Consider the following 25,025-nt stretch of genomic DNA (forward strand, 5'->3'; position numbering starts at 1 on the left):
TCGCGACGACGGCGATTTCGCCGTGTACGGCATACATCAGAAATCGGCAGCCACCTCAGCAAGGGGGCAAGCGAGGAAGCCGCGGAGGTTCCGCTGAGTAACCGGCTACGAAGGCCATTCTGAAAGGACTCCTTAGAGCTCCGCGGAATTCGCTGCCGATCGGAGGTCAGTCGCGCGGGCCGCCCGCTACGTAGAGGACCTGGCCCGAGACGAAGCCGGAGCGCTCGTCGAGGAAGAACGAGGCGGCGTTGGCGATGTCGTCCGGTTCACCGGCGCGGGCCACCGGGATGGTCGACACGGCGGCCTTCGAGAAGTCCTCGAAGGAGGCGCCGACGCGCTCGGCGGTCGCCTTCGTCATGTCGGTGGCGATGAAGCCGGGCGCGATGGCGTTCGCGGTGACGCCGAACTTGCCGAGCTCGATGGCGAGGGTCTTGGTGAGGCCCTGCAAACCGGCCTTCGCGGTGGAGTAGTTCGCCTGGCCGCGGTTGCCCAGCGCCGAGGTGCTGGAGAGGTTCACGATGCGGCCCCACTTGGCCTCCACCATGTACTTCTGGGTGGCGCGGCTCATCAGGAACGCCCCGCGCAAGTGCACCGACATCACGGTGTCCCAGTCGGAGTCGGACATCTTGAACAGCATGTTGTCGCGCAGCACGCCCGCGTTGTTCACCAGCGCCACCGGGTTGCCGAGTTCGGCGGCGACCCGCTCCACGGCGGCGGTGACCTGGTCGGAGTCGCTGACGTCGGCCCCCACGGCCAGCGCCTTGCCGCCCGCGGACTCGATCGCCGACACCGTCTCGGCGCACTGCTTCTCGTCGAGGTCGATCACCGCCACGGCGAACCCGTCCTGGGCGAGCCGTTTCGCGGTGGCCGCGCCGATTCCACGGGCGGCACCGGTGACGATCGCGGTCTTCTGCGGCATGGGTCCCTCACTTCGTTGTCGAGATTCCAGATCTGCGGGCAGTCCTAGGAACGCGCCCACAGCTGACGAGTCTTGCAAAATGCCCGTCGTCTTGTCAGCGGTGAAGCCGCTGAACAATGACCACGCACGCAGATCGACCACCGGCGGGTTCTCAGTTGGTCTCTCGCGAGGACGGCTTCTTCCCTCGTGGCGGAGCCACTTGGGAAAAAGATCCCGCAGCGAGAAGACACCTGAGGTTCCGCTGACCGACCCACTGCGCGAACCGCTCCGAGAACCCTCAGCGGTACTGCTTGAGTTCGCGGCGGGCCAGGGAGCGGCGATGCACCTCGTCCGGTCCGTCCACGATGTGCAGGGTGCGGGCGTGCGCGTACAGCGAAGCCAGCGGAGTGTCCTGGCTGACCCCGGCGGCGCCGTGCGCCTGGATCGCTCGGTCCACGATCCGGGTCACCATCTCCGGCACCGCCACCTTGATGGACTGGATCTCGGTGTGCGCGCCCCTGTTGCCGACGGTGTCCATCAGCCACGCCGTCTTCAGCGTGAGCAGCCGGTTCGTCTCGATGCTGATGCGCGCGTCGGCGATCCACTGCTGCACCACGCCCTGATCGGCGATCGGCCCGCCGAACGCGGAACGCGCCAGCGCACGCCGGCACATGAGCTCCAGTGCGCGCTCTGCCATGCCGATGGCGCGCATGCAGTGGTGGATGCGTCCCGGCCCGAGCCTGGCCTGCGCGATCGCGAAGCCTTCGCCCTCACCGGAGATGATGTTCTCGGCCGGTACCCGCACGTCGTCGAACACGATCTCGGCGTGCCCGCCGTGATCACCGTCGTGGTAGCCGAACACGTGCATGCCGCGCTTGATCTGCACGCCGGGAGTGTCGACGGGCACCAGGATCTGGCTCTGCTGCCGGTGCCGCTGCGCGTCCGGGTCGGACTTGCCCATCACGACGAGGATCTTGCAGCGCGGGCTCATCGCCCCGGACGACCACCACTTGCGGCCGTTGATGACGTACGAGTCGCCGTCGCGCTCGATCCGGGTGCCGATGTTGGTGGCGTCGGAGGACGCGACCTCCGGTTCGGTCATGCAGAACGCGGAGCGGATCTCCCCGGACAGCAGGGGTTTCAACCACCGGTCGCGCTGCGCCTCGGTGCCGAACTCGGACAGCACCTCCATGTTGCCGGTGTCCGGCGCCGAACAGTTGAACACTTCCGGAGCCAGGTGCGGGCTGCGTCCCATGATCTCGGCCAGCGGCGCGTACTGGAGATTCGTCAGGCCCGCGCCGTGCTCACCCGGCAGGAACAGGTTCCACAGTCCGGCGTCCTTGGCCTTCGCCTTCAGGTCCTCGATGATCGGCGCGTGCGCCCACGGGTCGGCTGACGCGGCGAGCTGCTCGTGCAGCACCGGTTCCGCCGGATAGATGTGCTCGTCCATGAATTCCGTGAGCTTGCCGCGGAATTCCTCGGTGCGGGCGTCGTAGCCGAAGTCCATGTCATGCCTCCTCGTCGAGTGCGGACAGGCCCTGGGAGACCAGGTGCGGGACCAGCGCCCCGACGTGCTCGAAGCCGTCGCCGACGGTTTGGCCGTGGGCGTAGCGGTAGTGGATGCCCTCGCTGATCACCGCGAGCTTGAAGAATCCGAACGCCCGATACCACTCCACATCGGACAGATCGATGCCGCTGCGCTCGGCGTAGCGCTGCCACAGCTCGCGGACCGGCGGGAACTCGTACTCCGGCCCGATTCCCTTGGCGATGGGGTTGTTCTTGATGCCGTCGAGCCCTTCCCAGTACACGGCCAGCAGCCCCACATCGGTGAGCGGATCTCCGAGCGTGGCCATCTCCCAGTCCAGCACCGCGCTGATCTCCAGCGAGTCCCCGACGAGCACGTTGTCCAGCCGGTAGTCGCCGTGCACGATCCCGGTGTGCCGGGTGGCGGGCACCCGGGCACCGAGCAGTTCGGCGAGCCGTTCGATGTCGTCGAGCTCGCGGCTGCGGGACGCGGCGAGCTGCTTGCTCCACCGGCGGACCTGCCGTTCCAGGAACCCGTCCGGGCGACCGAAGTCGCCCAGCCCGACCTGCTCCGGGTCGAGCGTGTGCAGGTCGGCGAGCACGTCGATCAGTCGCAGCGACAAGTCCCGGCGCTGCTCGACGCTCAAGTTCGTGGTGAGTTCGGGAGAGCGGTACACCGTGCCCGGCACGTACTCCATCACGTAGAACGGGGCGCCGAGCACGTCATCGTCCTGGCACAGCAGGTGCGTGCGCGGCACCGGCACCGACGTGCCCGCCAGCGCCGACATCACCCGGTGCTCCCGGCTCATGTCGTGCGCGGTGGCCAGCACGTGCCCCAGCGGCGGGCGGCGCACCACCCAGTTCTGCGCACCGTCGCCGACGATGTAAGTGAGGTTCGAGCGGCCGCCCTGCACGAGCTGCGCCGTCAGCGGCCCGGTCACGAGACCGGGCAGTTCGCGGTCGAGGTGCTCGCGCAGCCGGGTGAGGTCGAGTCCGGGCAGGTCGTCGCTCATTCGGTTTCCTCCGCGATGTCGGGTCCTAACCGTGGCAGCAGTCCGCTCAGCTCGGCACGGGTCTTGGCGGCGTCGGTGTGCAGCACGCAGTGCAGGCCGAGGCGTTCGGCGGCCTCGATGTTCGGGGCGCCGTCGTCGACGAACACGGCCTCCGGCGGGCGCAGGCCGAGCCGTTCGAGGGTGAGCTCGTAGATCCGCGGGTCCGGTTTGCGCAGGCCCACCTCGCTGGAGATGACGGCCAGCTCGAACATTCCGTCCAAGGTGTCCCACGGGTAGTTGTTGCCCCAGCTGTTCGACAGCAGCGCCGTGCGCAGGCCCGCGTCGCGCAGGTCCGCGACCAGCCGGTGCATCGCCTCGTCGGGCCGCATGTAGGAGAACATCCGCGCCATCAGGCCGTCCGGGTCGACGGGCTCGTCGTCCTCGGTGCGCAGCCGCGCCGCGAGCAACCGGTCGAACTCGGCGCCGGAGATCTCGCCGGTCTCCAGCCGGTGGATCGGCGTGCCCGCCGGGGCGCTGCGGGACAGCCATTCCTTGAGCGCCGCCGAGAACATCTCCGGCTTGATCCGTTCGGCGCGGGTCCACGCGTTGATCGCGACCCGGCCCTGCGTGGTCAGCACCCCGCCGTAGTCGAAGATCACCGCTTTGATCGAAGGGCCGCTGGACACCATGCCCCGGACCGTACCGACTAGCCGGTATGTCCGCTAGACCCCTGGAGCTGGGGTTCGGGGTCTTGTTGCTTGGGGGGTCGGGTGGCGGAACCTCAGTTGGTCTCTCGCTGCGGGATCTTTTTCCCTAGTGGCTCCGCCACGAGGGAAAAAGCTGTCCTCGCGAGAGACCAACTGAGAACCCGCCGGTGGTCGGCTTCTTGACGTGGGCTATGCGCTTCGCGCATACAGGCACGGCTGCGCCGCAAGGCACGGCTTGCTTCGCAGCCCTTCGCAGCTCTTCGCGGGCTTTGTCGCTGTTCGCTGGGTTCGTCTGCTGAGGGGGTCAGGCTGGGAAGGCGGTGCGGAAGCGGGCGGCGTTGTCGAGGAGTTCGGGGACCGTGGTGCAGGTGAACTGGAGGTCGATGAATGCTTCCTCGACTCCGAGTTCGGCTATCGCGTGCAGGTAGTCCGCGATTTGTTCCACGGAGCCTTGTGCGGGCCTGGAGCCGGGTTCGCCCAGTTCGGGGTTCACTCGCAGCACCGTCGTGACCGGGGCGAGACCGGGGTCGCGCGGGTGTTCGCGCAGCGAGCGGAGCATGCGGCCGAGCGCGTCCAGCGGCAGCGCGATCGCCAGCCAGCCGTCGGCGCGGCGTCCGATGCGCCGCAGCGCGGCCTCCGAGCCGCCGCCGAGGTAGACGGGGATCTTGCGCTGCGGTTTCGGCTGGAAATCGCCCGCGCTGATCGTCCAGAACCGGCCGTGGTGCTCCACCGGGTCGGGTCCCCACGCGGCGTTGAGCACGTCGAGCGTCTCGTCGAGCCGCGCCCCGCGCTCGGACCAGGGCACTCCGGCGGCGTTGTACTCGTCGCGGGACCAGCTCAGCCCCAGCCCGGCGATGAGCCGGCCGGAGCTGAGCAGGTCGAGGCCGGTGAGGTTGCGGGCCAGCAGGATCGGCGAGTGCAGCGGAGCGCTGAGCGTGCTCGTGCCCAGCCGGGGCAGCGTGGTGGCGGTGGCCGCGATGGCCAGCGTCAGCAGCGGGTCGAGCCCGGCCCGCATCTGCGCGGGCATCGTCCCGTCACCGCCGGGGTAGGGCGTCAGCAGCCGGTGCGGGGCGTGGACCCGTTCACCCGCCCAGAGGCTGTCGAAGCCCATGGCTTCGGCTTCCACGGCGACGGTGCGCACGTGGTCCGGGTGGGCGTACGTGCCGAACTGCGGAAGTCCCAACCCCAAGCGCATCGCGGCGCTCCTCTCCCGAGCCGTTTGCGGAACGATTCGTTTCCGGCGACCCGCGGCTGAAGTTCCGCCAGCCGAACCACTAACGGACTGCTCAGCCGCAGGTTGCCAGCATCTCTTCTAACGCCGACTTCTCGGCGGTCGTGATGGACAGGCCGTAGGAGTGCTTCACGGTGACCCAGTCGGTGGAGTAGCCGCACCACGCGGACTCGATCGGCCGCCACTTCGACGGGTCCTTGTCGCCCTTGGAGCGGTTCGACTTCTTGTCGGCGGCGACGAGCTGCGGCAGGTTCATGTCGTTGGCGAACTGCTCGCGGCGTTCGTCGGTCCATTCGTCGGCGCCGCTTCGCCAGGCGTTCGCCAGCGGCACCATGTGGTCGATGTCGACGTCGGAGTCGTCGGCGACGGTCTCGCCGCTGTAGGTGCTGACCCAGCTGCCCGACGTCGCTTGGCAGGAGTTGTTGATCTGCACGCTCTCCCCGTCGCGGCGCAGCACCGCTTCGCGGGTGTTGCAGTTCTTCCCGGCGTCCGGCGCGGGGATCCAGTGCTCGAAGCTGTCCCGCGAGTAGCCGTCCATCGAGCCCTCCGGCTCGACCTTGAGCGCCGCGAGCTGCTCGACGGCCTCACCGGCGGACGCGGTGCTGGGCGCGGAGTCGGTGGCGAGCACGCGGTCCAGCAGCCCGGACTCGAACACGAGCCACCCCAGCCCGATGATCAAGGCCGCCACGACGGTGATCCACACCGGCGTGCGTTGATTCTTCTGTTGTCCAGTCGACATGCTCGCTCCGGCTCCGCTGTTACTGTGCGCAGCCCATTCGATCACGGCTCGGTCGGCGAGCAGTACCACCGTGCGCGGGAGATCACGTGGTGGCGAGGGAGAACCGGTACAGATCGCGCAGCAGCGCGACCTCACCGCCGTGATGGAACAGTTCCCGGTTCAGGTGCAGCACCAGCGTCAGGTAGGACCGGTCGGCATAGGGTCCCTCGGCCGCGCCGACGGGCTGCGACCAGCGTTCCGCGGGCATGTTCCCGATGCCGTCGCGCCACAGCCGGTGGTTGCGGTCCAGGTGCGCGAGGGCTTCGTCGGCGCTGCTCGGGTAGTGGTGGTGGTCGATCCGGTAGGAGCCGTCCCCGAAGTGGTTCGAGACCCGCATCGCGAGGATGTGATCGGCGATGTGGCACAACCGCCACGCGATCGTCGTGAACGGCGCCGGATCCGGGGGAGGGAACGCGAAATCGAACTCCCACCCCCGTTCGGTATCCCGCACCGACCAGCAGCCGTCGACGGGTTCCCAGAAGTACTCCGCGTCGCCGAGCCCGTCCAGCCGCGGCCGCCACTGTCCCCAGTAGAAGTCCAGCTGATCCAGCGCCTCATCCCGAAAGTCCATGCGCCGCAGCGTAATCGGCACCACCGACATTCCGCCGGACGTTCCGTCCACTCCGGTCTCAGGGGTTCAGCCGGTACCGGGTGCGGGCGTGGTCGCCGTAGGGCGCCGGGTGGACGGTCGCGCGGATGCGCGGGAAGCCCAGGTCGGCGTCGGGATCGGTTCCGGGGCCGGGGTGCTCTCCCCACACGACTCGCACTTCGGTGCCCGGGCGGGCGTGCCGCACGTCGAGCAGCGCCAGCGCCAGGACCGTTCCGGCCGGGTCGACGGAGTCGGTCTGGTGGGTCACGCCCGCCAGCGCGTCGCCCACCTCGATTCGGTTGCGCGCGTAGCTGTGCACGAAGCCCGCACCGAGCACCGCCCGCGTATCGGCGGGGTCGAACACGAGCGTGACCTTGGTGCGGCGGACGTCGTCCTTCGCTTTCAGCAGCGCGTCGCGGCCGATGAAGTCGTGCTCGAACGAGATCGCCTTGCCGTAGCCCAACTCGTAGGGCGTGCAGTAGTGGTCCTCGACGTCGGGGGAGAAGAAGCTGCCGGTCAGCGGCCGTCCCCCTTCGTAGCTGCGCAGCGGCAGGTGTTCGCGGTACCCGGACAGTTCCGGGGCGGTGTAGATCGCGGGGGTGGGGCTCGGGATCCAGCCGCTGTCCATGCTGGCCGTCGGGTACGCGAGCCCGCCGACGCGGACCAGCCCGAAGCGTTCACCGGCGGCCAGCAGCGCTTCTTCCATGGCCGCGCCGTGCCGCCACTCGCCGAGGAACTCGAAACCGGGTTGCCCGGCCATGCCGTGCCGCAGCGCGCGGAACCGCATCCCGCGCAGCTCCACCGGGGTCGTGTGGAAGAACTTGGTCGGCGGCAGCGGACCGCCGAAGACCGCTTCCACCAGCTCTCCCGCCAACGGCCCCTGGACCTGGTACCGGAACAGCTTCGGCGGCCCGCCGCCGCGGTGGTCGGATGCGGGGTCGGTGCTGAACTCGACGTCGTATCCGCTGTTCGCGCCGTGGTACTTGACCCAGTTCTGCGCGGCGGGGACTCCGCTGAGCACGTAGCGGTGCTCGGCTTCGCGGAGCAGGATGCCGTCGGTGATGATGTTGCCGTCGGGGGCCACCGGCACGAACTGCTTGGCCTGGCCGATCGCGAACCTGCCGTAGTCGTTCGCGCTGACCTCCGACAGCAGGCGGGTCGCATCCGGCCCTTCGACGGTGGTGTCGGACATGTGGTGGGAGAGGTCCGACAGGGCGACGGTGGTGTGCCAGGAGTGCTGTTCCCGCCGCCAGCCCGCGTACTCGGGTTCGACGATCGGCGGTGTCCACGGCGCGTCGTCCGGGCGCCACAGCAGTTCGACGGGTGATCCCGCCTCGTTGATGCCGTCTTGCAGGCTGGGTGTCGTCACACCCCGAGAATCGGCCATGAGGTCCGGCGATCGCCACGGCACGACGTGGATCGGGCAGGAACCTCCACCTGTCGCGGAAAAAGCGGTGGGCTTCCAGTTCTCGGGCCGACCGTTCAGGTGGAATCCGCCAACCTAACAGCCGGGCTCACAACGGCATCAGGCGTCCGTGGGCGATCAAGGACCCGGCCTGCTTGACGCGGCGGCCTCGGATGCTCACCTGATGACCGCTGATGCCGGGGACGCTCCCGACCTGGGAGGTCAGGTACCGGTAGAGGTGCTCGGCGTCGCGGCACACGACGATCGCCACGAGGTTGTGCTCGCCGCTGGTGGCACCGACGTAGGCGGTCTCGGCGTGACGGGCGAGCCGCTCACCGGCTCGTTCGAGGTCCGCCGGGGCGGCTCGCAGCAGGAGCGTGGCGTGCAGGTGGAAGCCGAGCTCGTCGGGAAGCAGGTCGACGCCGTAGTGCAGTGCTCCGGTGGATTCCAGCGCCTCCATCCGGCGGGCCACCCGGTTCGGCGGCCAGCCGGTGATCTCCGCGAGTTCGGTGCGCGTGGCACGCCCGTCCTCGGCCAGCGCGGCGAGCAGCGGAGTGTCCTCATCGGACGGACCTGCGCCGGAGCTGGACGGCCTGTCCGCGACAAGCCGCCGGATCTGGTTCGGTTCGAGGTCCTCGGCGAACCCGGTCCACTCGGCCGTCCCGGGAGAACCGAACGGGTGGATCAGCAGGTCGAGGTTCAGGTCCAGAACGGAGGACGCCTTGGGCAGCCGCTGCAACAGCAGGTCGTCGCCCCCGGAATCGGTTGGGGAGCGGACGATGCAGACGATCTCGGCGCCCCCGGAGGCCAGCGCGACGTAGGCGACATCGGGTCGGCGGGCCAGCGACTCGGCGAGCGGCCCCACGCGGTCCGGTCGGCAGCGGATGCGGGCGAGCCACCGCGAATCCCCGTGCGCCGAGCCGGCCAAGCCCACGACGCGCACCACACCCGCGCGCCGCAGCGCCCGGTAGCGCCGCGCGGCCGTCTGCTCGGAAATCCCCGCCACCTCGGCGATCCGCCGAAACGACGCGCGCGGAGAGCACTGCAACGCGCGCAGGATTTTCCCGTCGACCGGATCAACCATGCCGAAATCCTGCCACCGCCCTCACCCGCCGATCCGCACCGGAGCGACCGCGTCGACCCGCGCAGGACGAAAACGCGGCCCGAACCCACGGTCCGCATCCCGCAACGACCGGCTCAGCCACCCGCCCCCAGCCCAGCCGTGGCGGAGCCCGTAACCGGCGACCACGTCGTGGATCTCGAAGACCTGATCACCTTTCTCGCGAAATTCGGGGAGGGGTGGGTGAAGCCCATCCGGATGGTGGCGGAGCGGAGTCATTGAGGGGGACGTGTTTTGGCTTCGAGGAAGGGAAATCCGGGTGTGAGGCGGCGTGTTCGGTGGTGGGGCGGTGATCGTTGTCGAGGGGCATGTTGTGGGTGGTTCGGGTTCGGCTGACCCGAACACCCACCTCGGGGTGGCGGGGGATGGTCGTCGGGCGGGGTGAGTTGGCGGGGCCGCGGTGGGGTCATGGTCGGAGGTCTTTGAGGAGGATGTCGACCAGGGGGGAGCCGGGTTGCGGGTTGTGCCGCTGCGCCACTTTGCGCCAGCCCCATTTCGCGTAGGCGTGTTGAGCGGCGGTGGCGGTGGGGCGCGCGGTGAGGGTGGCGCGTTGTTCGGGCCGGTCGCGCAAGATCTGGTCGTGGAGGCCGGTGGCGACCCGCCGACCTCGCCACGGACGCCGGACGAGAAGTTCGGTCAGTACGAAGGTGCGTCCCGCCGGTTCCTCCGTGATGGACGGGTCGACGTCGACGAGCAAGTCGTCCCACCACGGCGTGTTCGCGGGCATGGTGAATCCGAAGCCGAATCCGGCGAGCTCGCCACCGTCGGCGCGGGCGGTCACGAGCGAGGCGCCCGCGCGCCGGTGCTGGACGGCGAAGCGCTTCAAGAACAGGTCCACGAACTCGTCGCCGTAGTGGTACGGCGCTTCGGAGAAGGCATCGCGGTAGGCCCCGCCGAGCTCGCCCTGGAGAGTTCCCGCCCGCTCGGCGGGCACGTACTCGATCGCGGGTTCGGGCATGGATGTCGGCCACCTTCGCGTCGGTCTGGTGCGGGTTCTCGTTCAAGCTAGCCGGAAACTCGGGCTCGGCGGGGCCGGTGCCGGTCCAGTGGGTCAGCCGGGGCTGGGCCTGCCGTGGCGCCAGTAGCCGAAGAACGCGATGTCCTGCTTCGGCACCCCGTGCTCCTGCACCAGGTGCCTGCGCAGCCCGGTGGCCAGCTTCGACTCGCCCGCCACCCACGTGTAGCTGCGGCCCGGACCCGGCGACCAGTCCTTCGCCGCCGCCAGCGCCGGCGCGCCGGGCACGTCCGCGGAGCCGTCCCGGGCCACCCAGCGCACGCGGACGCCGTCGGGCGCGGTGATGTCAGGGCGGATGTCGGCGGTCTCCGGCACTTCCAGCACGACGTCCGCGCGCAGCGACTCCGGGGCGTGTTCCAGGATCGCCAGGATCGCGGGCACCGCGCTCTCGTCGCCGACGAGCAGCTGCCGCTCCGCGTCGTCCGGCGGCAGGTAGCTGACGCCGATGTCGAAGATCCCCGCCGGGTCGCCGGGGCGTGCCCGGCAAGCCCAATCGGCGGCGGGCGCGTCGCTGTGCAGGGCGAACTCGACGTCCACCTCGCCGCGTTCCGGGCGCCTGCGGCGGATCGTGTAGTTGCGCACCCACGGGCGGCGCGTCTTCGGCATCAGCAGCAGCTCGGCCATCCACGCGTTGCCGGAGCTCGTCGGCATCCGCAGCCCGTCCTGGTCTTCGCGCGGGAAGAACAGCCGCACCGCCTGGTCGTGGCCCGCGTTCTCCAGGTGTTCCAGTTCGGGGCCGCCGAGGGTGATGGTGGTGAAGTTCGGGGAGGTGGCGGTGTTCGCCAACACCTCCAACGTGATCATTTTGCGCGTCTCGGGGGTGCGTAACTTGGGCAGCACGAGATCGTCCCTCCGTTCAGAGATCCACGGCGAGGTGGTGGGACGACGCTCGGGACACGCACGGGTAGATCCGGCCGGGAGGGGCGCCGATGTCGTCGCGGTGTTCGGGTTCCCCGGTGAGGACCGCGAGTTCGCAGCTGCCGCAGACCCCTTCGCGGCAACCGCTCGGCACCCGATGCCCGGCGTGGTTCAACGCGTCCAGCATCGACTCGTCCGATGCGACCTGGACGCTGCGCCCGGATCGGACGCAATCTACCTGGAAGTCCGTGTTCGGTGGGAACTCCCTGGTGACGGGGCGGAATCGTTCGACGTGCAGCAGTTCGGCGGGGAACGCCGCCTCGGCCGCGTCGAGCATCGGTGCCGGGCCGCAGCAGTAGACCAGCGCGTCGGGGCTGAGTTCGGCGGCGAGCGCAGCGAAGTCCGGCCTGCCCTGCTCCGCGGTGTCGATCAGCCGCACCCGGTCGCCGTGGGCGGATCGGAGTTCGGCGGCGAACGGCATGGTCGCGGCGGACTTCCCCGAGTACACCAAGGTGAAGGCCGCTCTCGCCTCGGCGGCGGCGCGCAGCATCGCGGGCAGCGGCGTGATGCCGATGCCGCCCGCGATGAACAGGTACTCGGACGCGGGAACGAGCGGGAAGTTGTTGCGCGGCAACGAAACAGCGAGTTCCCGGCCTTCCCGCAGGAACAGGTGCACGTATTCGGAGCCGCCTCGGCTGAGCCGGTCCAGGCGCACCGCGACGCGGTAGCGCTCCCGATCGGCGGGGTCGCCGCACAACGAGTACTGCCGGGTCAGCCAGTTCGGCAGCGACAGGTCGATGTGCGCGCCGGGAGTCCACGGCGCCAACCGGCCGTCCGCCCCGCGCAGTTCGAGGGAGACGACGTCGTCGGCGACCCGCTCCACGCGGTCGAGAATCGCTTGCTGCATGGATGAATCACCTTGGCCGAGTGCGGTTTCCGGCGCGTGGTCGAAACGCCGATGACCTTCGTACGTGCAGGTCATGGCTCAATTATGAGCAATTGTTCGCTTCGGGCGCTACTCGCTTTCCGGCCGCCGGGATCGGGATGCCCCGCTAGCGGGCGAGCGTCGTTCCAGGCCGCGCGAACAGCCGCGCGGCATCCCGTCCGAGCTCGCCCGGGCGCGGGATCACGCGACGGCTGCTCGCGTTTGGCCCTTCACCACGGGAGCGAGCCGTCCACGTCGAAGTACCCGCCGGTGGGGCCGTGCCGATCGATCCGCGCCATCCGGACGATGATCTCGGCGCCCTCCTCGACGCTCTGCGTGCCGCGGTGGTCGTTCAGGTCGGTCGCGGTGAAGCCCGGTTCGACGCTGTTGATCCGCATGTGCGGGAACGCTTTCGCGTACTGCACGGTGATCATGTTGACCGCGGACTTCGACGCCGGGTAGGCGAGACCCGGGTATTGGTACGTCGGCGTCCCCGGGGAGCTGACGAGGGTCTTCGAGGCGAGCCCGCTGCTCACGTTCACCACGACCGGATTCGCGGACGCGTGCAACAGCGGCAGGAACGCGTGGCTGACGCGCACGGTGCCGAACACGTTCGTCTCGAACAGCCGCCGCATCAGGTCGGCCGTGACCTCGGCGGTGGGGGTCGGATCGTCTTCGATACCGGCGTTGTTGACGAGCACGTCGAGCCCGCCGTCGGCTCCCACGGTCTCCGCGGCGGCGGCGACGGACGCGTCGTCGGTGACGTCGAGCACGATGGGCCGTGCTCCGATCCGCTCCGCGGCCCGCCGCCCGCGTTCCGGATCGCGAGCGGCGGCGTACACGATGTGGCCCGCCTCGACGAGCCTGCGTGCGGTCTCGTGGCCGAGGCCCTTGTTCGCCCCGGTGATGAGTGTCGTCGTCATGCCTCCAGGTTCGGCCCGGCCGCCGGGTCCTGCCAGGAGTCCGGTCTTCCTGGGACCACCGGTGCCAGGTGGCCCGAAGCGGATCGGCGCACAGTGGAGGGCATGGCGACGGAGGAGTTCGGGCGGGCGGTGCGGCGCTGGCGGGATCGGGTGTCCCCGGAGTCGGCGGGCCTGCCCGCGGGTGGTCCGCGGCGAGCTGCGGGACTGCGCCGCGAAGAGCTGGCGCTGCTGGCCGGGATCTCGGTGGACTACGTGACCCGCCTCGAACAGGGCCGGGCGCGGAACCCGTCGGAGCAGGTCGTGGAGGCGCTGGGCCGGGCGCTGCGGCTGTCCGGGCAGGAACGGGAGCACCTGTTCCAGCTCGCCGGTCTCGTACCGCCGGGACGCGATGTGGTTCCCGCCCGGATCACGCCCGGCGTGCAGCGGATGCTCGACAGGCTGGCGGGTACTCCGGTCGCGGTGTTCGACGCCGCGTGGACGATGTTGCTGGCGAATCCGCTGTACGCGGCGTTGATGGGGGATCCGTCGGGTTGGCGCGGCAAGGAGCGCAACGCGGTGTGGCGCAACCTGGTTGGCCCCGGTGGCCGGGTCCGCCACACTCCACGGGCTCGCCGCGAGTTCGAGGCCGCGCTGGTCGCCGACCTGCGCGCGACGGCGGGCAGGTACCCGGCGGATCCGCGGTTGCGCGACCTGATCGCGCAGCTGCACCGGCGCAGCGACCGGTTCGCCGAGCTCTGGGGTTCCGGTGCGGTGGCCGATCACGACGCCTCCCGCAAGACCGTCGATCACCCGCGCGTCGGTCCGATCACGCTGGACTGCGACGTGCTCAGCGTCGCGGGCGCCGACCTGCGCATCATGATCTACACGGCTGATCCCGGCACGGAGGACGCCGACCGGCTCGAATTGCTCGCGGTCCTCGGCACCCAGTCCGTGCCCTAGCGCCGCTGTGGCATCCTTGATCGAACAGTTGTGCGGTGATCTTGGGGGTGCGATGTTCGTTCAGCGGGCGCGGGTCCGAGCGGCCCACCACCCCGAGTCGTGGCGGTCGTGGCCCTTCTCGGTCCCGTGCGTGCGGGAGGTCGCGGAGAACGGGGTCACGTTCACCAAACCCGTCACGATGCTCGTCGGCGAGAACGGCTCGGGGAAGTCGACGCTGGTCGAGGCCATCGCCGAAGGCTTCGGCCTCGACTCGTACGGCGGCAAAGCGGGCCGCAAATACGCGAGCAGCCGAAGCAGGACGCCGCTCGGCGAGGTGCTCGAATTGGAGACGACGTCCGCGGGCGCCAAGATGCGCGCCGGGCCGCGAACCGGGAAGCGGGGTTTCTTCCTGCGCGCGGAGACCGCGTTCGAGATGATCCGCAACCTCGCGGGTGCGCCCGGCTACTGGGACGCGGACACCGTCCGCATGAGTCACGGCGAAGGCTTCCTCGCCGTCTTCCACCAGATGCTGCGGGCGCGGGGCTTCTACGTGCTGGACGAGCCGGAAGCGGGCCTGTCGTTCACCGCGTGCCTGCGGCTCGTCGCGCTGCTGCACGAGATCGGGGAATCAGGCGCGCAGGTCATCTGCGCCACGCACTCGCCGATCCTCGCCGGAGTTCCCGGCGCGGACGTCCTAGAAGTCGGCGAACACGGGCTGCGCCGGACGAAGTGGGCGGACTTGGACCAGGTCGACCACTGGTCCCGCTACCTGGCGAACCCGGACGCCTACCTGCGGCACCTCGTCGACTGATCAGTCCACTCAGGACGACCTGGGCGTGCGAACGGGTGGCGGAACCCCGGCTGGTCCGCCGCTGACAAGCTGATGATCGCAAGATCGTTCGCCACGGGATCATCGCGAATTCCCGGTCAGGGCAACGCGAAAGTTCAGCCGCGCAGCTGCTGGAACAAGGCTTGGTCGTGCGCGCAGATGATCCTCAGATCCGGTGCGGAACGCCCGTGCAGCTCGGCGAGGCGGGCGTGGTTGTCCCGCACCTTCGCCCGGTCGTGGGCGATGGCGAGCTCCTGCAGGCGCTGCGCGGTGGGCGCCGGGCGGCCGTCGAGCGTGTGGTGGTGGAAGAACGCGTCACCGGCGTGCAGCACCCAGTGCTCACCGGCGTCCACTGCGACGGCCGCGTGCCCACGGGTGTGGCCGGGTAGCGCGATGAGCACGACGCCGGGGGAGATGCCGGTGAGCTCCTTCGCCGCCGCGAAACCTCGCCACGCTTCGCCGTCCGTGCCGTGCTCGACGAAGTTCGGGCCGTGCGCCCATTGGCCGGGCCGGTATCGGGAGCGTTCCTGGCGGGTGGCCGGACGCAGTGCTCCGGCGGCCTCGTCGGCGGTGAGGTGCACCTGGGCGTCCGGGAAGTCGGACAGGCCGCCGACGTGGTCGGCATCAACGTGCGTGAGCACGATGTGGCGCACGTCGTCCCGGCTGAATCCGAGCCGTTCGACCTGGTGAGCCGCCGTCTCCTCAGCTGCCAGGACCGGGCGGGTCAGGTGGCGCAGCACCCCGAGGCGTTGAGCCGGGGCCGCGATGTCGCGCAGGCCGAAACCGGTGTCGACGAGCACCAGGCCGCCTTCGGTCTCGATCAGCAGCACGTGGCAGATCAGCGGGGCGATCACCGAGTTCATGGTGCCGCAGTTGAGGTGGTGCACTTTCACGGAGTCCTCGTTTCACACTGGATCGATGGTCGGAAACCGTTGCGCGGAAATAGGATTCTCTCCCGCGCGCGGTCGTTCGGGGAGTTGTCGAACGGGGGGGGCAATGGTGTGTGCCGGGCTCCGGCCTGGCATGTCACTGCCCCGTCAGCCGTGAAGTGAGCAGCTGCACGGCCTCTTCGCGGCAGGCCCTGAGGTCGACGGTGTCGTCGAGCATCGACTCCAGCGCGACACCGCGCAGCATGCCGATGAGCACTACCGCCAGCCCGCCCGGATCCACCGAGGCCGGCACGTCGCCGGCGTTCTTCCCGCGCTCCAGCACCTTCGTGATCTCCGCGCGGAACACGCGATCCGCCGAGATCATCGCCGCGCGCACGTCGGGGGAGTCCGTGGCCACCGCGTCGGCCCACAGCACCAGTCGCGCCCGGTGCGTGGCGGGCGGATCGGTCACGACTTCGAAGTAGGTGTCGACCAGGCTCAGCGCCGCATCGAGGGTCCGGTCGGGAACCTCGTCGGAGCGCAGCACTTCCCGGAACCGGTCGGTCACCGAGTCGACGAGCCGCTGCATCAGCGCCGGTTTCGAACCGAAGTGGTGCGTCGCCAGGCCTCGGCTGTACCCGGCGCGTTCCCCGATGGCCGCCAGCGTCACCTTCGACGTGCCGACTTCGCCGATCAGCTCCGCCGCGGCGTCGAGCAGGCGGCGTTCGGCCTCGTCGCGCCGTTCCTCCTGGGAGCGGCGGGATTCGTGGCGGCTCATCGGGATTCCTCCTCGCGGTGGTTTCAGGGCGGCGGCCCCGCGATCACAGGTCCTGGCCGGCCAGGGCCAGCAGTTCGCCGCGGCCGATCTGGTTCACCAGGCTCGCGCTGTCGAAGTAGACGCGTTCGTTGACGATCCGGTCCTGTTCGAAGAAGAACACGGCGATCACCGGGACGCGGAAGGACTTGCCGGTCGGCGGCATCCCGTAGAACTCGCCGAGGTTCGTGCCGAGCAGGTCGAACTCGACGACGATCGTCTCGTCGGAGACGTGGGTGCGGACGTTGTCGTGGCGCTGGTCGGGGAACGCCTCGCGGGTCGTGCGGTAGTAGCCCATGACCTCTTCGGCGCCGTCGAACACCTGGCCCGTGGGCATGATCTCGTAGTGCGGGTGCCCGTGGAAGGTTTCCAGGGTGAGGTCGAATTCGTGGGTGACCTCGGTGTTCATGTGCTCGTCGATGATGGCGAGGCGGCGTTTGCGCAGGTCGTCGGAGATCATGGCTTCCTTCGGGGGAGTTCGTGGCGGGGAGGTCACGGGTTCGCAGGGGTCCGGGAACGAAACTTACTTGTTGATCAACAAGTTACTCAGGTCCGGGGGTTCCGTCAACGAAGATCGAACTCACTGGACGCGGCGGCCTTCGCCGCGAGGCCCCTTCGCGCGACCACGACGCTTCGCCGCCTAGCCGTCCGCCGCCGAACGAGCAGCCTCCACCCGCGCGGCGAGCAGGCGCAGGCCGTCGTGGTCGGGTGTGCCGGGCTCCGCGGTCAACGTGATCAGCTGCTGATCGGGATCATCGGCGCAGGTGAGCGTCGACCAGTCGAGCGTGACGTCTCCGATGATCGGGTGGTGCAGCGATTTGGCGCCGGTGCCCCGAACGGCGACTTCGTGGGCGCCCCACCACCGCCGGAAATCCGGGTCCAGCGCGGAGAGCTCACCGACCAGCTCGGCCAGCTCCGGATCGTCCGGGTCCAACGCCGCCTCCATGCGCAGCTGCGCCGCGCAGGCCTGCGCCGTGTACTCCCAATCCGGGTACAGCGCCCGGAACGCCGGGTCGGTGAACACCAGCCGCACGAAATTGCGCTCCCGCAACGGAATCCGGGCGAAGTCGATGAACAGCGCGGCGGCCATCGGATTCCACGCGAGGACGTCCGTGCGGCGCCCCAGGACCACGGCCGGTGTGCCGGTGAGGTCGGCCAGCAGCCGCCGCAGCTGCGGCTGAGCCTCCTGCCCGGCCCGCCGCCGCGGTCGAACGGCGTCCTTGCCGGACACCTCGAACAGGTAGGCGCGTTCGTCGTCGCCGAGTCGAAGGACGCGGGCGAGGGCGTCCAGCACCGGTTCGGACGCCTGCCTGCGCCCTTGTTCCAAGCGGGTGTAGTAGTCGGTGCTGATCGAGGTCAGCGCGGCCACCTCCTCCCGGCGCAGGCCCTCGACCCGTCGCCTGCCGCCGGAACCGGGCAGCCCCACCGCGGCGGGACTGAGCTCCCTGCGCCGGGCGCGGAGGAAATCGCCCAGTTCGCTGCGGTGCACGGCCTCGTTCATGCGGACCAGTGTTCCAGTGAGCGGCGGGCGGGTCCTGGGACAGCGCTGTCCTAGGACACGAGCGGCTCTTCTTCCGACGTCCGGTCCGGGCGAACCTCGATGTGGCGGACGGCGTCTCGGCCGCCGCCTCCGAACACCGGAACCGAAAGAAGCCCATGAAGACGACGGTCACCTTCCCCAGCAACGGTCTCGCCATCGCCGGGATCCTGTTCACCCCGGACGATCACACCGGTGATCGGCTCCCGGCAGTCGTCGTCGGCCATCCGGGCGGCGGCGTGAAGGAGCAGAGCCCGACCACCTACGGCGAACACCTGGCCCGCGCAGGGTTCGCCGTGCTGGTCTTCGACGCCGCCTACCAGGGCGAGAGCGAAGGCGAACCGCGCGGCACGGAGGACCCCTCCCAGCGCGCCGAGGACGTCCGCGCGGCGGTGAGCCACCTCGGCGCCCGCCCGGAGATCGATCCGGACCGGATCGGGGCGCTGGGCATCTGCGCCTCCGGCGGCTACGTCCCCTACGCCGCGCAGACCGACCGGCGGATCAAGGCCGTGGCCACCGTCAGCGCAGGCGACTTCGGCAAAGTGGTCCGCGAGGGCATCGACGGCGAGCAGGACCCCGCGGTGCTCGACGCCGTGCTCGCCCAGTCCGGGGAGATGCGCACCGCTGAGGCGCGGGGCGAGCCGCCGCACCGGGTGCCGTGGGTCCCGGACGAGATGCGGTATTCCGAATCGCGCCAGGACAGGGAGACCTGGGAGTTCTACCGCACCGCACGCGGCGCTCACCCGCGCGCCGGCGGTACCCGGTTGGTGCGCGACCTCGGAAGGGTCGCGCTGCACGACTCCTTCGCGATGATGCGGCTGCTCGCGCCCCGGCCGCTGCTGATGATCGCCGGCTCGGAGGCGGAGACCGCGCACCACAGCCGGGAGGCGGTCGCGGCGGCGACGGGACCGGCGGAGCTGTGCATCATCGAGGGCGCCACGCACGTGGACCTCTACGACCGGGACGAGTACGTCACCCCGGCGGTGAGGAAGCTGATCGCCTTCTACGGCGAACACCTCGCGGTCTGACGGGCTCGGCGGCGCTCAGCGGGAGGGCCGTCGCCGATGGCTGCGGTGATCCACGGGCGGACGGTCTTCTCGATCTGCTCCTCGGAGATCTCGCCGAGCGCGTCGAGCTTGAGGAAGCGCCGCGCGATCGTGAGCCCGAGGATGCTGCTGGCGGTCGGCGCCGCTCGCAGACCGGCGTCTTCGCCGCCGCCGTGCGCGAGGTTCGCGGTCCGTTCGTTGAGGAAGTCGCCCAAGGCCGCCGTCGCCTCCGGCGCGGTGAGCATCGATCGCACGAGTGCGCGGGATTCGGCCGGGAGCTCGCCCAGGCGGACGTCGACGACGTCGAAGAGGTGCTCGGCGACGTCGTGCTCGGTGCTGTCGCCGGGGAGCCGGATCGCGATGGTGAAGAGGTCGTTCTTCGAGCCGTAGTGCCGGATGACCAGGGACGGGTCGATCCCGGCCCGTTGCGCGACCCCGCGGACGGTCGATCCTTCCAGTCCGTGCTCGCCGAACTCGATCTGGGCGGCTTCGAGGATCTGCTGTGCGGTAACCGCACTGGGCGGGCCGGACGCGCGGCTGACGATCGAGCAGAGCGTCCCGAACCTGGTGGACGTCCTGCTCGCGAAGCGGGACCGGCCCGGCCCGAATACCTCGACTACCTGGGGCGGACGGTTCCCTGGTGACCTCCCGCTCCACGAACTGACTCGGGCGTTGTGCGCGGCGGATCACGACCGCCACCGGACGCGGACCCCGGCTCTGCGAACGCGAGACGGCCCCTCCGGAACGGGGGGCCGGAGGGGCCGTCTTCAGCGCCGCGAACTACGCGGCGTTGTCCTCCTTAAGCAGGTCGGAGCACTTCTCGCCGATGGCCATGGTGGTGATGTTCGGGTTCACCGCCACCAGGAACGGCATCGCCGAGGCGTCCGCCACGCGCAAGCCCTCAACGCCCTTCACGCGCAGCCGCGCGTCCAGCGGTGCGTTCGCGTCGTCGTCCGCGCCCATCGGCACCGAGGCCGCCGGGTGGTACACGGTGTTGTGCGTCTTGCGGATGTAGTCCGCGATCTCGTCCTCGGTCCGCACGTCCGGGCCGGGGTGCAGCTCGGCGCCCGCCCAGCCCTGCATCGCCTGCTGCGAGACGATCTTGCGGGCCAGCTTGATGCCCTCGGTCATCACCCGGATGTCGTGCGAGTCGGTGAAGTAGCGCGGATCCACCCGCGGCTTGTCCCGGAAGTCCCTGGTGCGCAACCGGACCGTGCCGATCGAGCGGCTGCGGGTGACGTTCGGGGTCAGGCAGAAGCCGTTCTCCGTCGTCGGGTAGCCCTGCCGCGCGGTGTGCATGTCGAACGGCACCGAACCGTAGTGGAACATCAGGTCCGGCCGGTTCAGGCCGGGCTCGGTGGTGGTGAAGATGCCGATCTCCCACCACTGCGTCGACTCGGTGGGCATCGGCTGCTTCGCGTCCCAGCCGATGACGCCCTCCGGGTGGTCCTGGAGGTTCGAGCCCACGCCGGGGGAGTCGACGAGCACGTCGACGCCGACCTCGCGCAGGTGCTCGGCAGGGCCGATGCCGGAGAGCATCAGCAGCTTCGGCGTGTCGATCGCGCCGGTCGACAGCACGACCTCGCGCCGCGCCTGGACCGTGCGGGTGTGGATGAGGTCCGGGTCGAGGTAGTTCACGCCGGTGGCGCGCTTGCCGTCGAAGGTGACCTTCTTGGCGCGCACGTCGGTGCGCACCTCCAGGTTCGGGCGCTTGCCGATGATCGGGTGCAGGTACGACACCGACGACGACGAGCGGGTGCCGTCCTCGCGGGCGTTGATCTGGAACCAGTTCGCGCCGTGGGTGACGGTCTTGCCCGAGTTGAACTCGGTGATCGGGATGCCCGCCTGCTCGCAGGCCTGCAGCAGCGCCACCCCGGACGGGTCCTTCGGCGGCACGCTGCGCAACGTCACCGGACCGCTGCGGCCGTGGTGCTCACCGGGTCCGTCGTTGGTCTCCAGCCGCTTGTACAGCGGGAAGATGTCCTTCGCGCCCCAGCCGGTGGCGCCCATCGACTCCCACTCGTCGAGGTCCTCGGCGGGCGCCCAGAACGCGATGCACGAATTGTGCGAGGAGCAGCCGCCGAGCACCCGGGCGCGGGCGTGGCGCATGTGCGAGTTGCCCTGTTCCTGCGGCTCCACCAGGTAGTCCCAGTCGTAGCCGGACTCCAGCAGCGCCATCCAGCGGTCCAGTTCCAGGATCGCCTTGTCGCCCACATCGGACGGTCCCGCTTCCAGCAGGCACACCGTGGTGGACGGGTCCTCGGACAGTCGCGCGGCCACCGCGGCACCCGCGCTGCCGCCGCCGACGACGACGTAGTCGAACTCCTCGGTCATGGTCACAGCTCCGTTTCCGCTCAGGACAGGGCAGGTTTCGGGTCTTCGGACTCGTCGGCGCCGACCGCGTGGTCGGCGAGCACACCGATGCGGTGCCGCTGCACGAACCAGTAGTAGGCGAAGCCGCCGCCCGCGGTGATGCCGACGAACAGCACCGAGATCCACTGCAGGTACCAGTGGAACGGCGGCTCGGCGTTGTAGACCTCGTTGCGCGGCCAGGCCAGGTTCACCGTCATGCCGATGCCCCACAGCACGGCCGCGATGTTCACCGGCAGACCCCAGCGGCCCAGCGAGAAGCGGCCTTCCTGCTTCGCCGAGGACCACGTGCCGCGCAGCCGGGCCACCAGCATCGGGATCGTCACCAGCAGGTACGAGATGTAGATCAGGATGATCGCCAGGCTGGTCACGGCGGAGAAGATCTGCGGCTGGCCGATGTTGAACACCAGCAGCGCCACCGCCAGCACGCCGATCACGACCGCGGGGATCACCGGCGTGTGGAACCGGGGACTCACCCGCGCCAGTTTCGAGCCGCCGGGCAGCGCGTTGTCGCGGGCCATCGCGAACGCGATGCGGATCGCCGCGGTGTGCACCGCCAGCACGCACACCGTGATCGCCACGAACACCACCAGCAGGAACAACCTGCCCACCAGCGGACCGAGCGCGTCGGTGAGCACGAACTGCAGCCCGTCCTCGGTCAGCTGCGGCGCCGTCAGGTCGCGGGCCGCCATCAGCGCCAGCAGGATGATCAGCCCGCCGAGCACGAACGACGCGATCAGCGACCGCAGGATCGCCTTCGGCGCGTTGCGGTGCGGGTCGATCGACTCCTCGCCCAGCGAGGAAGCCGTGTCGAACCCGTACATCACGTACGAGGAGGCGATCGCCGCGACGAGGAAGGCGCCGAGGTAACCGCTGCCGCCGTAGGCCGATCCGGTGTTCTGCGTGTCCAGCACGACCTCCGGGCCGCGCGTCGCGAACACCGCCAGCACCAGGATCAGCAGCACCGCCGCGACCAGTTCGATCGCCACGCCCGCGCTGTTGATCCTGGCCATCAGCTTCACGCCGAACGCGTTGACCAGCGTGGTGAACACGATCAGCGCGCTCGCCAGCAGCACGCCGTTGGCGGCCTCGCTGGTTCCGGAGCCGTCGCCGATGATCTGGAAGGCGCCCCAGATCTGCGGCAGCGTGTGCTGGTACGCCAGCGCCGTCGCCGCGATCGACACGATCGAGGCCAGCAGCATCATCCAGCCGGCCAACCAGGCGACGTGCTTGCCGCCGAGCCGCTTCGACCAGTTGTAGATCGACCCGGCGATCGGGTAGTGCGAGGCCAGCTCCGCGAAGCTCAACGCCACCATCAGCTGGCCGAGGAACACCATCGGCCAGCTCCACCAGTAGGCGGGGCCGCCGAAGGACAACCCGAAGTACGACAGCTGGAAGGTGCCGGTCAGCACCGAGATGTAGCTGATGCCCGCGGCGAACGTGTGGAACGACCCGAGGGTCCTCTTCAGTTTGTTGGTGTAGCCGAACTCGCCGAGTTCGGCGTCACCGGAGGGCGCGCTCATGCCCTAACTCCTTTCCCGCGCTCACCTCGCGGGCTGCGAGGCCGAACGTCGGGTGGTTGTTGCGCAACGAAGTGAAACTGCTGGATGTCCTGCGACCGACGTCCGTGCGGAATGATCTCCCGTTCAGTGCCCCGGCCGGCGGCGAAGGGCAAGCGAAGCGAAGCCTGCCCAGCGGCCGAAGGCCGTGCCTCGCGGCGAAGCCGTGCCTGTATGTGCGAAGCGCATAGCCCACGTGCAAAAGCCCTCACCGGCGGGTTCTCAGCCGTCTTCTCGCGAGGACAGCTTTTTCCCTCGTGGCGGAGCCACTTGGGAAAAAGATCCCGCAGCGAGAAGACAGCTGAGGTTCCGCTACCCGGACACCAAGGCCAAAAGAGCCGTGGTCGTCACCGCCCGTCAAACCACCGAGGGGGGACGGGCCGCAGGTTCTGGTGGATGTGTTTGGCCTCCTGGTACTCGCCGAGCCCGGCGCGGCCGAGCTCGCGCCCGACGCCGGATTGTTTGAAACCGCCCCATTCGGCCTGCGGCAGGTAGGGGTGGAAGTCGTTGATCCACACGGTGCCGTGGCGCAGCCGGTGCGCGACGCGCTGCGCCTTGCTCACGTCGGAGCTGAACACGGCCCCGGCCAGGCCGTAGTGGGTGTCGTTGGCGATGCGCACCGCGTCGTCCTCGTCGGTGAACCGCTCCACGGTCAGCACCGGGCCGAAGGATTCCTCGATCACCGCGTACGAACCCTGCTGGACCTCGTCGAGCACGGTCGGCAGGTAGTAGTGCCCGGCGGCGTACTGCTCGCCTTCGGGGCGGCGGCCGCCGGTGCGCAGCACGGCGCCTTCCTCGATGGACTTCGCGACGTAGGAGTCGACCTTCGCCAGGTGCGCGGCGGAGATCAGCGGGCCGGTCTCGGCGTCGGCGTCGTACGGGCCGCCGATGCGGATCTTCTCGGCGCGGCGCACGACTTCGTCGACGAACCGGTCGTGGATCTCGTCCTGCACGATCAGCCGGGCACCGGCGGAGCAGACCTGCCCGGAGTGCAGGAACACCGCCATCAGCGCGTAGTCCACGGCGGTGTCGAAGTCGGCGTCGGCGAACACGACGTTCGGGTTCTTCCCGCCGAGTTCCAGCGCGACCTTCTTCACCGTGGCCGCCGCGGCGGCCGCCACGCGGCGTCCGGTGTGCAGGCCGCCGGTGAACGAGACCAGGTCGATGTCCGGGTGCTCGGAGAGCACGGATCCGACTTCGGGGCCGGTGCCGAGCACGAGGTTGCCGACTCCGGCGGGCAGTCCGGCCTCGGTGAGCGCGCGCAGCAGCAGGATCGCGGTGCTCGGCGTGAGTTCGCTGGGTTTGAGCACGAACGTGTCGCCCGCGGCGATGGCGGGCGCGACCTTCCACGCCACCTGCAGCAGCGGGAAGTTCCAGGGCGTGATCATCCCGCAGACGCCGATGGGCTCGTAGCGCACGCGGCTGAACGAGTCGGGGGAGCCGGTGTCGATGACGTGGCCGCCGTCGGTGCCCGCGATCTTGCCGAAGTAGCGGAAGCAGGCGGCGATGTCGTCCATGTCGTATTCGCTCTCCACCAGGCGTTTGCCGGTGTCGCCGGATTCGGCGCGGGCGAATTCGTCCTTGTCGCGGACGAGGATGTCGGCGACCCGCAGCAGCAGGTCACCGCGGTCCCAGGCGGAGGTGTTCGCCCAGGCCCCGTCGTCGAAGGCGCGGCGAGCCGCCTGCACGGCGCGCTCGGTGTCGGAGCGGTCACCTTCCGAGACGGTGGCCACGAGGGTGCCGTCGGCGGGGCTGTGGATCTCCCGGACGCCTCCGGCGGTGGCGGGTTGCCAGGCTCCGTCGATGAACAGCGTGCTCGGGCCTTCGGTATTCGACATAGGTGTCCCTGCTGGTCCTTTGGTCCGTTCGGGTCTCAGTGCGGCGCGTGTTCGCGCGGGCGGCCGGCGCGGAGCGCTTCGGCCGGGGTGAATCGATCTCGGTCGATGCGCGGCGGGCCTGGCTGCGTTGCCGACGGACACTAACACCGGCTGTGTACATCTGTACATCAACAGCGCGTTCGAGGCGTCCGGACTTGCTCGGTTCAAGCTCCTGAACAGCTCTGATGCTTTCAGGGTGACATGGCCCGCAACGCCCCGAAGCCCGCACGTGGCAGGCTGG

Annotated in this window: 24 protein-coding genes; 3 read left to right on the forward strand and 21 right to left on the reverse strand. The window is 69.7% G+C overall.

All coding sequences use genetic code 11. The annotated features are described in order from the left end of the window. Nucleotides 1–166 precede the first annotated feature (166 nt). The 13 genes from fabG to H2Q94_RS09225 form a co-directional block, all read right to left on the reverse strand. On the reverse strand, nt 167–919 hold the full coding sequence (fabG, locus tag H2Q94_RS09165; protein WP_243793926.1) for a 3-oxoacyl-ACP reductase FabG: 753 nt from the start codon (nt 917–919) through the stop codon (nt 167–169). A gap of 277 nt (nt 920–1,196) precedes the next feature. Then, the gene (locus tag H2Q94_RS09170; RefSeq protein ID WP_243793927.1) at nt 1,197–2,405 is read right to left on the reverse strand and encodes an acyl-CoA dehydrogenase family protein; all 1,209 of its coding nucleotides are present in this window, start codon (nt 2,403–2,405) and stop codon (nt 1,197–1,199) included. Nucleotide 2,406: 1 nt separating this feature from the next. Continuing rightward, nucleotides 2,407–3,435, reverse strand: a complete 1,029-nt coding sequence (locus H2Q94_RS09175; protein ID WP_243793928.1) for a phosphotransferase family protein — start codon at nt 3,433–3,435, stop codon at nt 2,407–2,409. Next, entirely contained in the window at nt 3,432–4,103 is a 672-nt protein-coding gene (locus tag H2Q94_RS09180; RefSeq protein WP_243793929.1) for an HAD family hydrolase, read from the reverse strand. The genes H2Q94_RS09175 and H2Q94_RS09180 overlap by 4 nt, the downstream gene beginning before the upstream one ends. A 322-nt stretch (nt 4,104–4,425) precedes the next feature. After that, on the reverse strand, nt 4,426–5,316 hold the full coding sequence (locus H2Q94_RS09185; RefSeq protein ID WP_243793930.1) for a TIGR03619 family F420-dependent LLM class oxidoreductase: 891 nt from the start codon (nt 5,314–5,316) through the stop codon (nt 4,426–4,428). Nucleotides 5,317–5,407: 91 nt separating this feature from the next. Then, entirely contained in the window at nt 5,408–6,091 is a 684-nt protein-coding gene (locus H2Q94_RS09190) for an HNH endonuclease family protein (RefSeq protein ID WP_243793931.1), read from the reverse strand. A gap of 82 nt (nt 6,092–6,173) precedes the next feature. Then, complete coding sequence (locus H2Q94_RS09195; RefSeq protein ID WP_243793932.1) at nt 6,174–6,701, reverse strand: DinB family protein; 528 nt, start codon at nt 6,699–6,701, stop codon at nt 6,174–6,176. Nucleotides 6,702–6,759: 58 nt separating this feature from the next. Then, entirely contained in the window at nt 6,760–8,088 is a 1,329-nt protein-coding gene (locus H2Q94_RS09200; RefSeq protein WP_243793933.1) for an aminomethyl transferase family protein, read from the reverse strand. Nucleotides 8,089–8,233: 145 nt separating this feature from the next. Then, nucleotides 8,234–9,208 (reverse strand): Lrp/AsnC family transcriptional regulator, encoded by a 975-nt coding sequence (locus tag H2Q94_RS09205; RefSeq protein WP_243793934.1) that lies wholly within the window; start codon nt 9,206–9,208, stop codon nt 8,234–8,236. 442 nt (nt 9,209–9,650) lie between these two features. After that, a complete protein-coding gene (locus H2Q94_RS09210) occupies nt 9,651–10,202 on the reverse strand; it encodes a GNAT family N-acetyltransferase (protein WP_243793935.1) in 552 nt (183 codons plus the stop codon). A 93-nt stretch (nt 10,203–10,295) separates the two neighbouring features. Continuing rightward, entirely contained in the window at nt 10,296–11,099 is an 804-nt protein-coding gene (locus H2Q94_RS09215; RefSeq protein WP_243793936.1) for a siderophore-interacting protein, read from the reverse strand. Nucleotides 11,100–11,115: 16 nt separating this feature from the next. Beyond that, entirely contained in the window at nt 11,116–12,024 is a 909-nt protein-coding gene (locus tag H2Q94_RS09220; RefSeq protein WP_243793937.1) for a PDR/VanB family oxidoreductase, read from the reverse strand. 248 nt (nt 12,025–12,272) lie between these two features. Continuing rightward, nucleotides 12,273–12,965, reverse strand: coding sequence for an SDR family NAD(P)-dependent oxidoreductase (locus H2Q94_RS09225; protein WP_243793938.1), 693 nt, complete (start codon nt 12,963–12,965; stop codon nt 12,273–12,275). Between the two features lie 102 nt (nt 12,966–13,067). Between H2Q94_RS09225 and H2Q94_RS09230 the strand changes: the two genes are divergently transcribed. Together H2Q94_RS09230 and H2Q94_RS09235 are read left to right on the forward strand one after the other, a co-directional pair. Continuing rightward, nucleotides 13,068–13,904: a helix-turn-helix transcriptional regulator gene (locus H2Q94_RS09230; RefSeq protein ID WP_243793939.1), complete on the forward strand. Its 837-nt coding sequence runs from the start codon at nt 13,068–13,070 to the stop codon at nt 13,902–13,904. Between the two features lie 130 nt (nt 13,905–14,034). After that, nucleotides 14,035–14,694 (forward strand): AAA family ATPase, encoded by a 660-nt coding sequence (locus tag H2Q94_RS09235; protein WP_243793940.1) that lies wholly within the window; start codon nt 14,035–14,037, stop codon nt 14,692–14,694. Nucleotides 14,695–14,828: 134 nt separating this feature from the next. On the opposite strand, the gene H2Q94_RS09240 is transcribed toward H2Q94_RS09235, so the two are convergent. From H2Q94_RS09240 to H2Q94_RS09255, 4 genes are all read right to left on the reverse strand, one after another. Continuing rightward, complete coding sequence (locus H2Q94_RS09240) at nt 14,829–15,605, reverse strand: MBL fold metallo-hydrolase (RefSeq protein ID WP_243793941.1); 777 nt, start codon at nt 15,603–15,605, stop codon at nt 14,829–14,831. 133 nt (nt 15,606–15,738) lie between these two features. After that, nucleotides 15,739–16,359, reverse strand: a complete 621-nt coding sequence (locus H2Q94_RS09245) for a TetR/AcrR family transcriptional regulator (RefSeq protein ID WP_243793942.1) — start codon at nt 16,357–16,359, stop codon at nt 15,739–15,741. A gap of 43 nt (nt 16,360–16,402) precedes the next feature. Then, complete coding sequence (locus H2Q94_RS09250; protein WP_243793943.1) at nt 16,403–16,855, reverse strand: ester cyclase; 453 nt, start codon at nt 16,853–16,855, stop codon at nt 16,403–16,405. A 180-nt stretch (nt 16,856–17,035) separates the two neighbouring features. Then, the gene (locus H2Q94_RS09255) at nt 17,036–17,896 is read right to left on the reverse strand and encodes a helix-turn-helix domain-containing protein (RefSeq protein WP_243793944.1); all 861 of its coding nucleotides are present in this window, start codon (nt 17,894–17,896) and stop codon (nt 17,036–17,038) included. A 155-nt stretch (nt 17,897–18,051) separates the two neighbouring features. Here H2Q94_RS09255 and H2Q94_RS09260 point away from each other — a divergent pair, with 155 nt between their 5' ends. Next, nucleotides 18,052–18,960: an alpha/beta hydrolase gene (locus tag H2Q94_RS09260; RefSeq protein WP_243793945.1), complete on the forward strand. Its 909-nt coding sequence runs from the start codon at nt 18,052–18,054 to the stop codon at nt 18,958–18,960. Here H2Q94_RS09260 and H2Q94_RS09265 read toward each other — a convergent pair. The 4 genes from H2Q94_RS09265 to H2Q94_RS09285 all read right to left on the reverse strand — a co-directional run bounded on the left by H2Q94_RS09265 (nt 18,936) and on the right by H2Q94_RS09285 (nt 24,745). Then, the gene (locus H2Q94_RS09265; RefSeq protein WP_397545472.1) at nt 18,936–19,523 is read right to left on the reverse strand and encodes a TetR/AcrR family transcriptional regulator; all 588 of its coding nucleotides are present in this window, start codon (nt 19,521–19,523) and stop codon (nt 18,936–18,938) included. The genes H2Q94_RS09260 and H2Q94_RS09265 overlap by 25 nt on opposite strands. Before the next feature lie 235 nt (nt 19,524–19,758). After that, nucleotides 19,759–21,312, reverse strand: a complete 1,554-nt coding sequence (locus tag H2Q94_RS09275) for a GMC family oxidoreductase (protein WP_243793948.1) — start codon at nt 21,310–21,312, stop codon at nt 19,759–19,761. A 20-nt stretch (nt 21,313–21,332) separates the two neighbouring features. Further along, entirely contained in the window at nt 21,333–22,871 is a 1,539-nt protein-coding gene (locus H2Q94_RS09280) for an APC family permease (protein ID WP_243793949.1), read from the reverse strand. Between the two features lie 383 nt (nt 22,872–23,254). Then, on the reverse strand, nt 23,255–24,745 hold the full coding sequence (locus tag H2Q94_RS09285; protein WP_243793950.1) for an aldehyde dehydrogenase family protein: 1,491 nt from the start codon (nt 24,743–24,745) through the stop codon (nt 23,255–23,257). Nucleotides 24,746–25,025: the final 280 nt, after the last annotated feature.

This window comes from Saccharopolyspora gloriosae (genome assembly GCF_022828475.1).
In the GTDB taxonomy this organism is placed as follows: domain Bacteria; phylum Actinomycetota; class Actinomycetes; order Mycobacteriales; family Pseudonocardiaceae; genus Saccharopolyspora_C; species Saccharopolyspora_C gloriosae_A.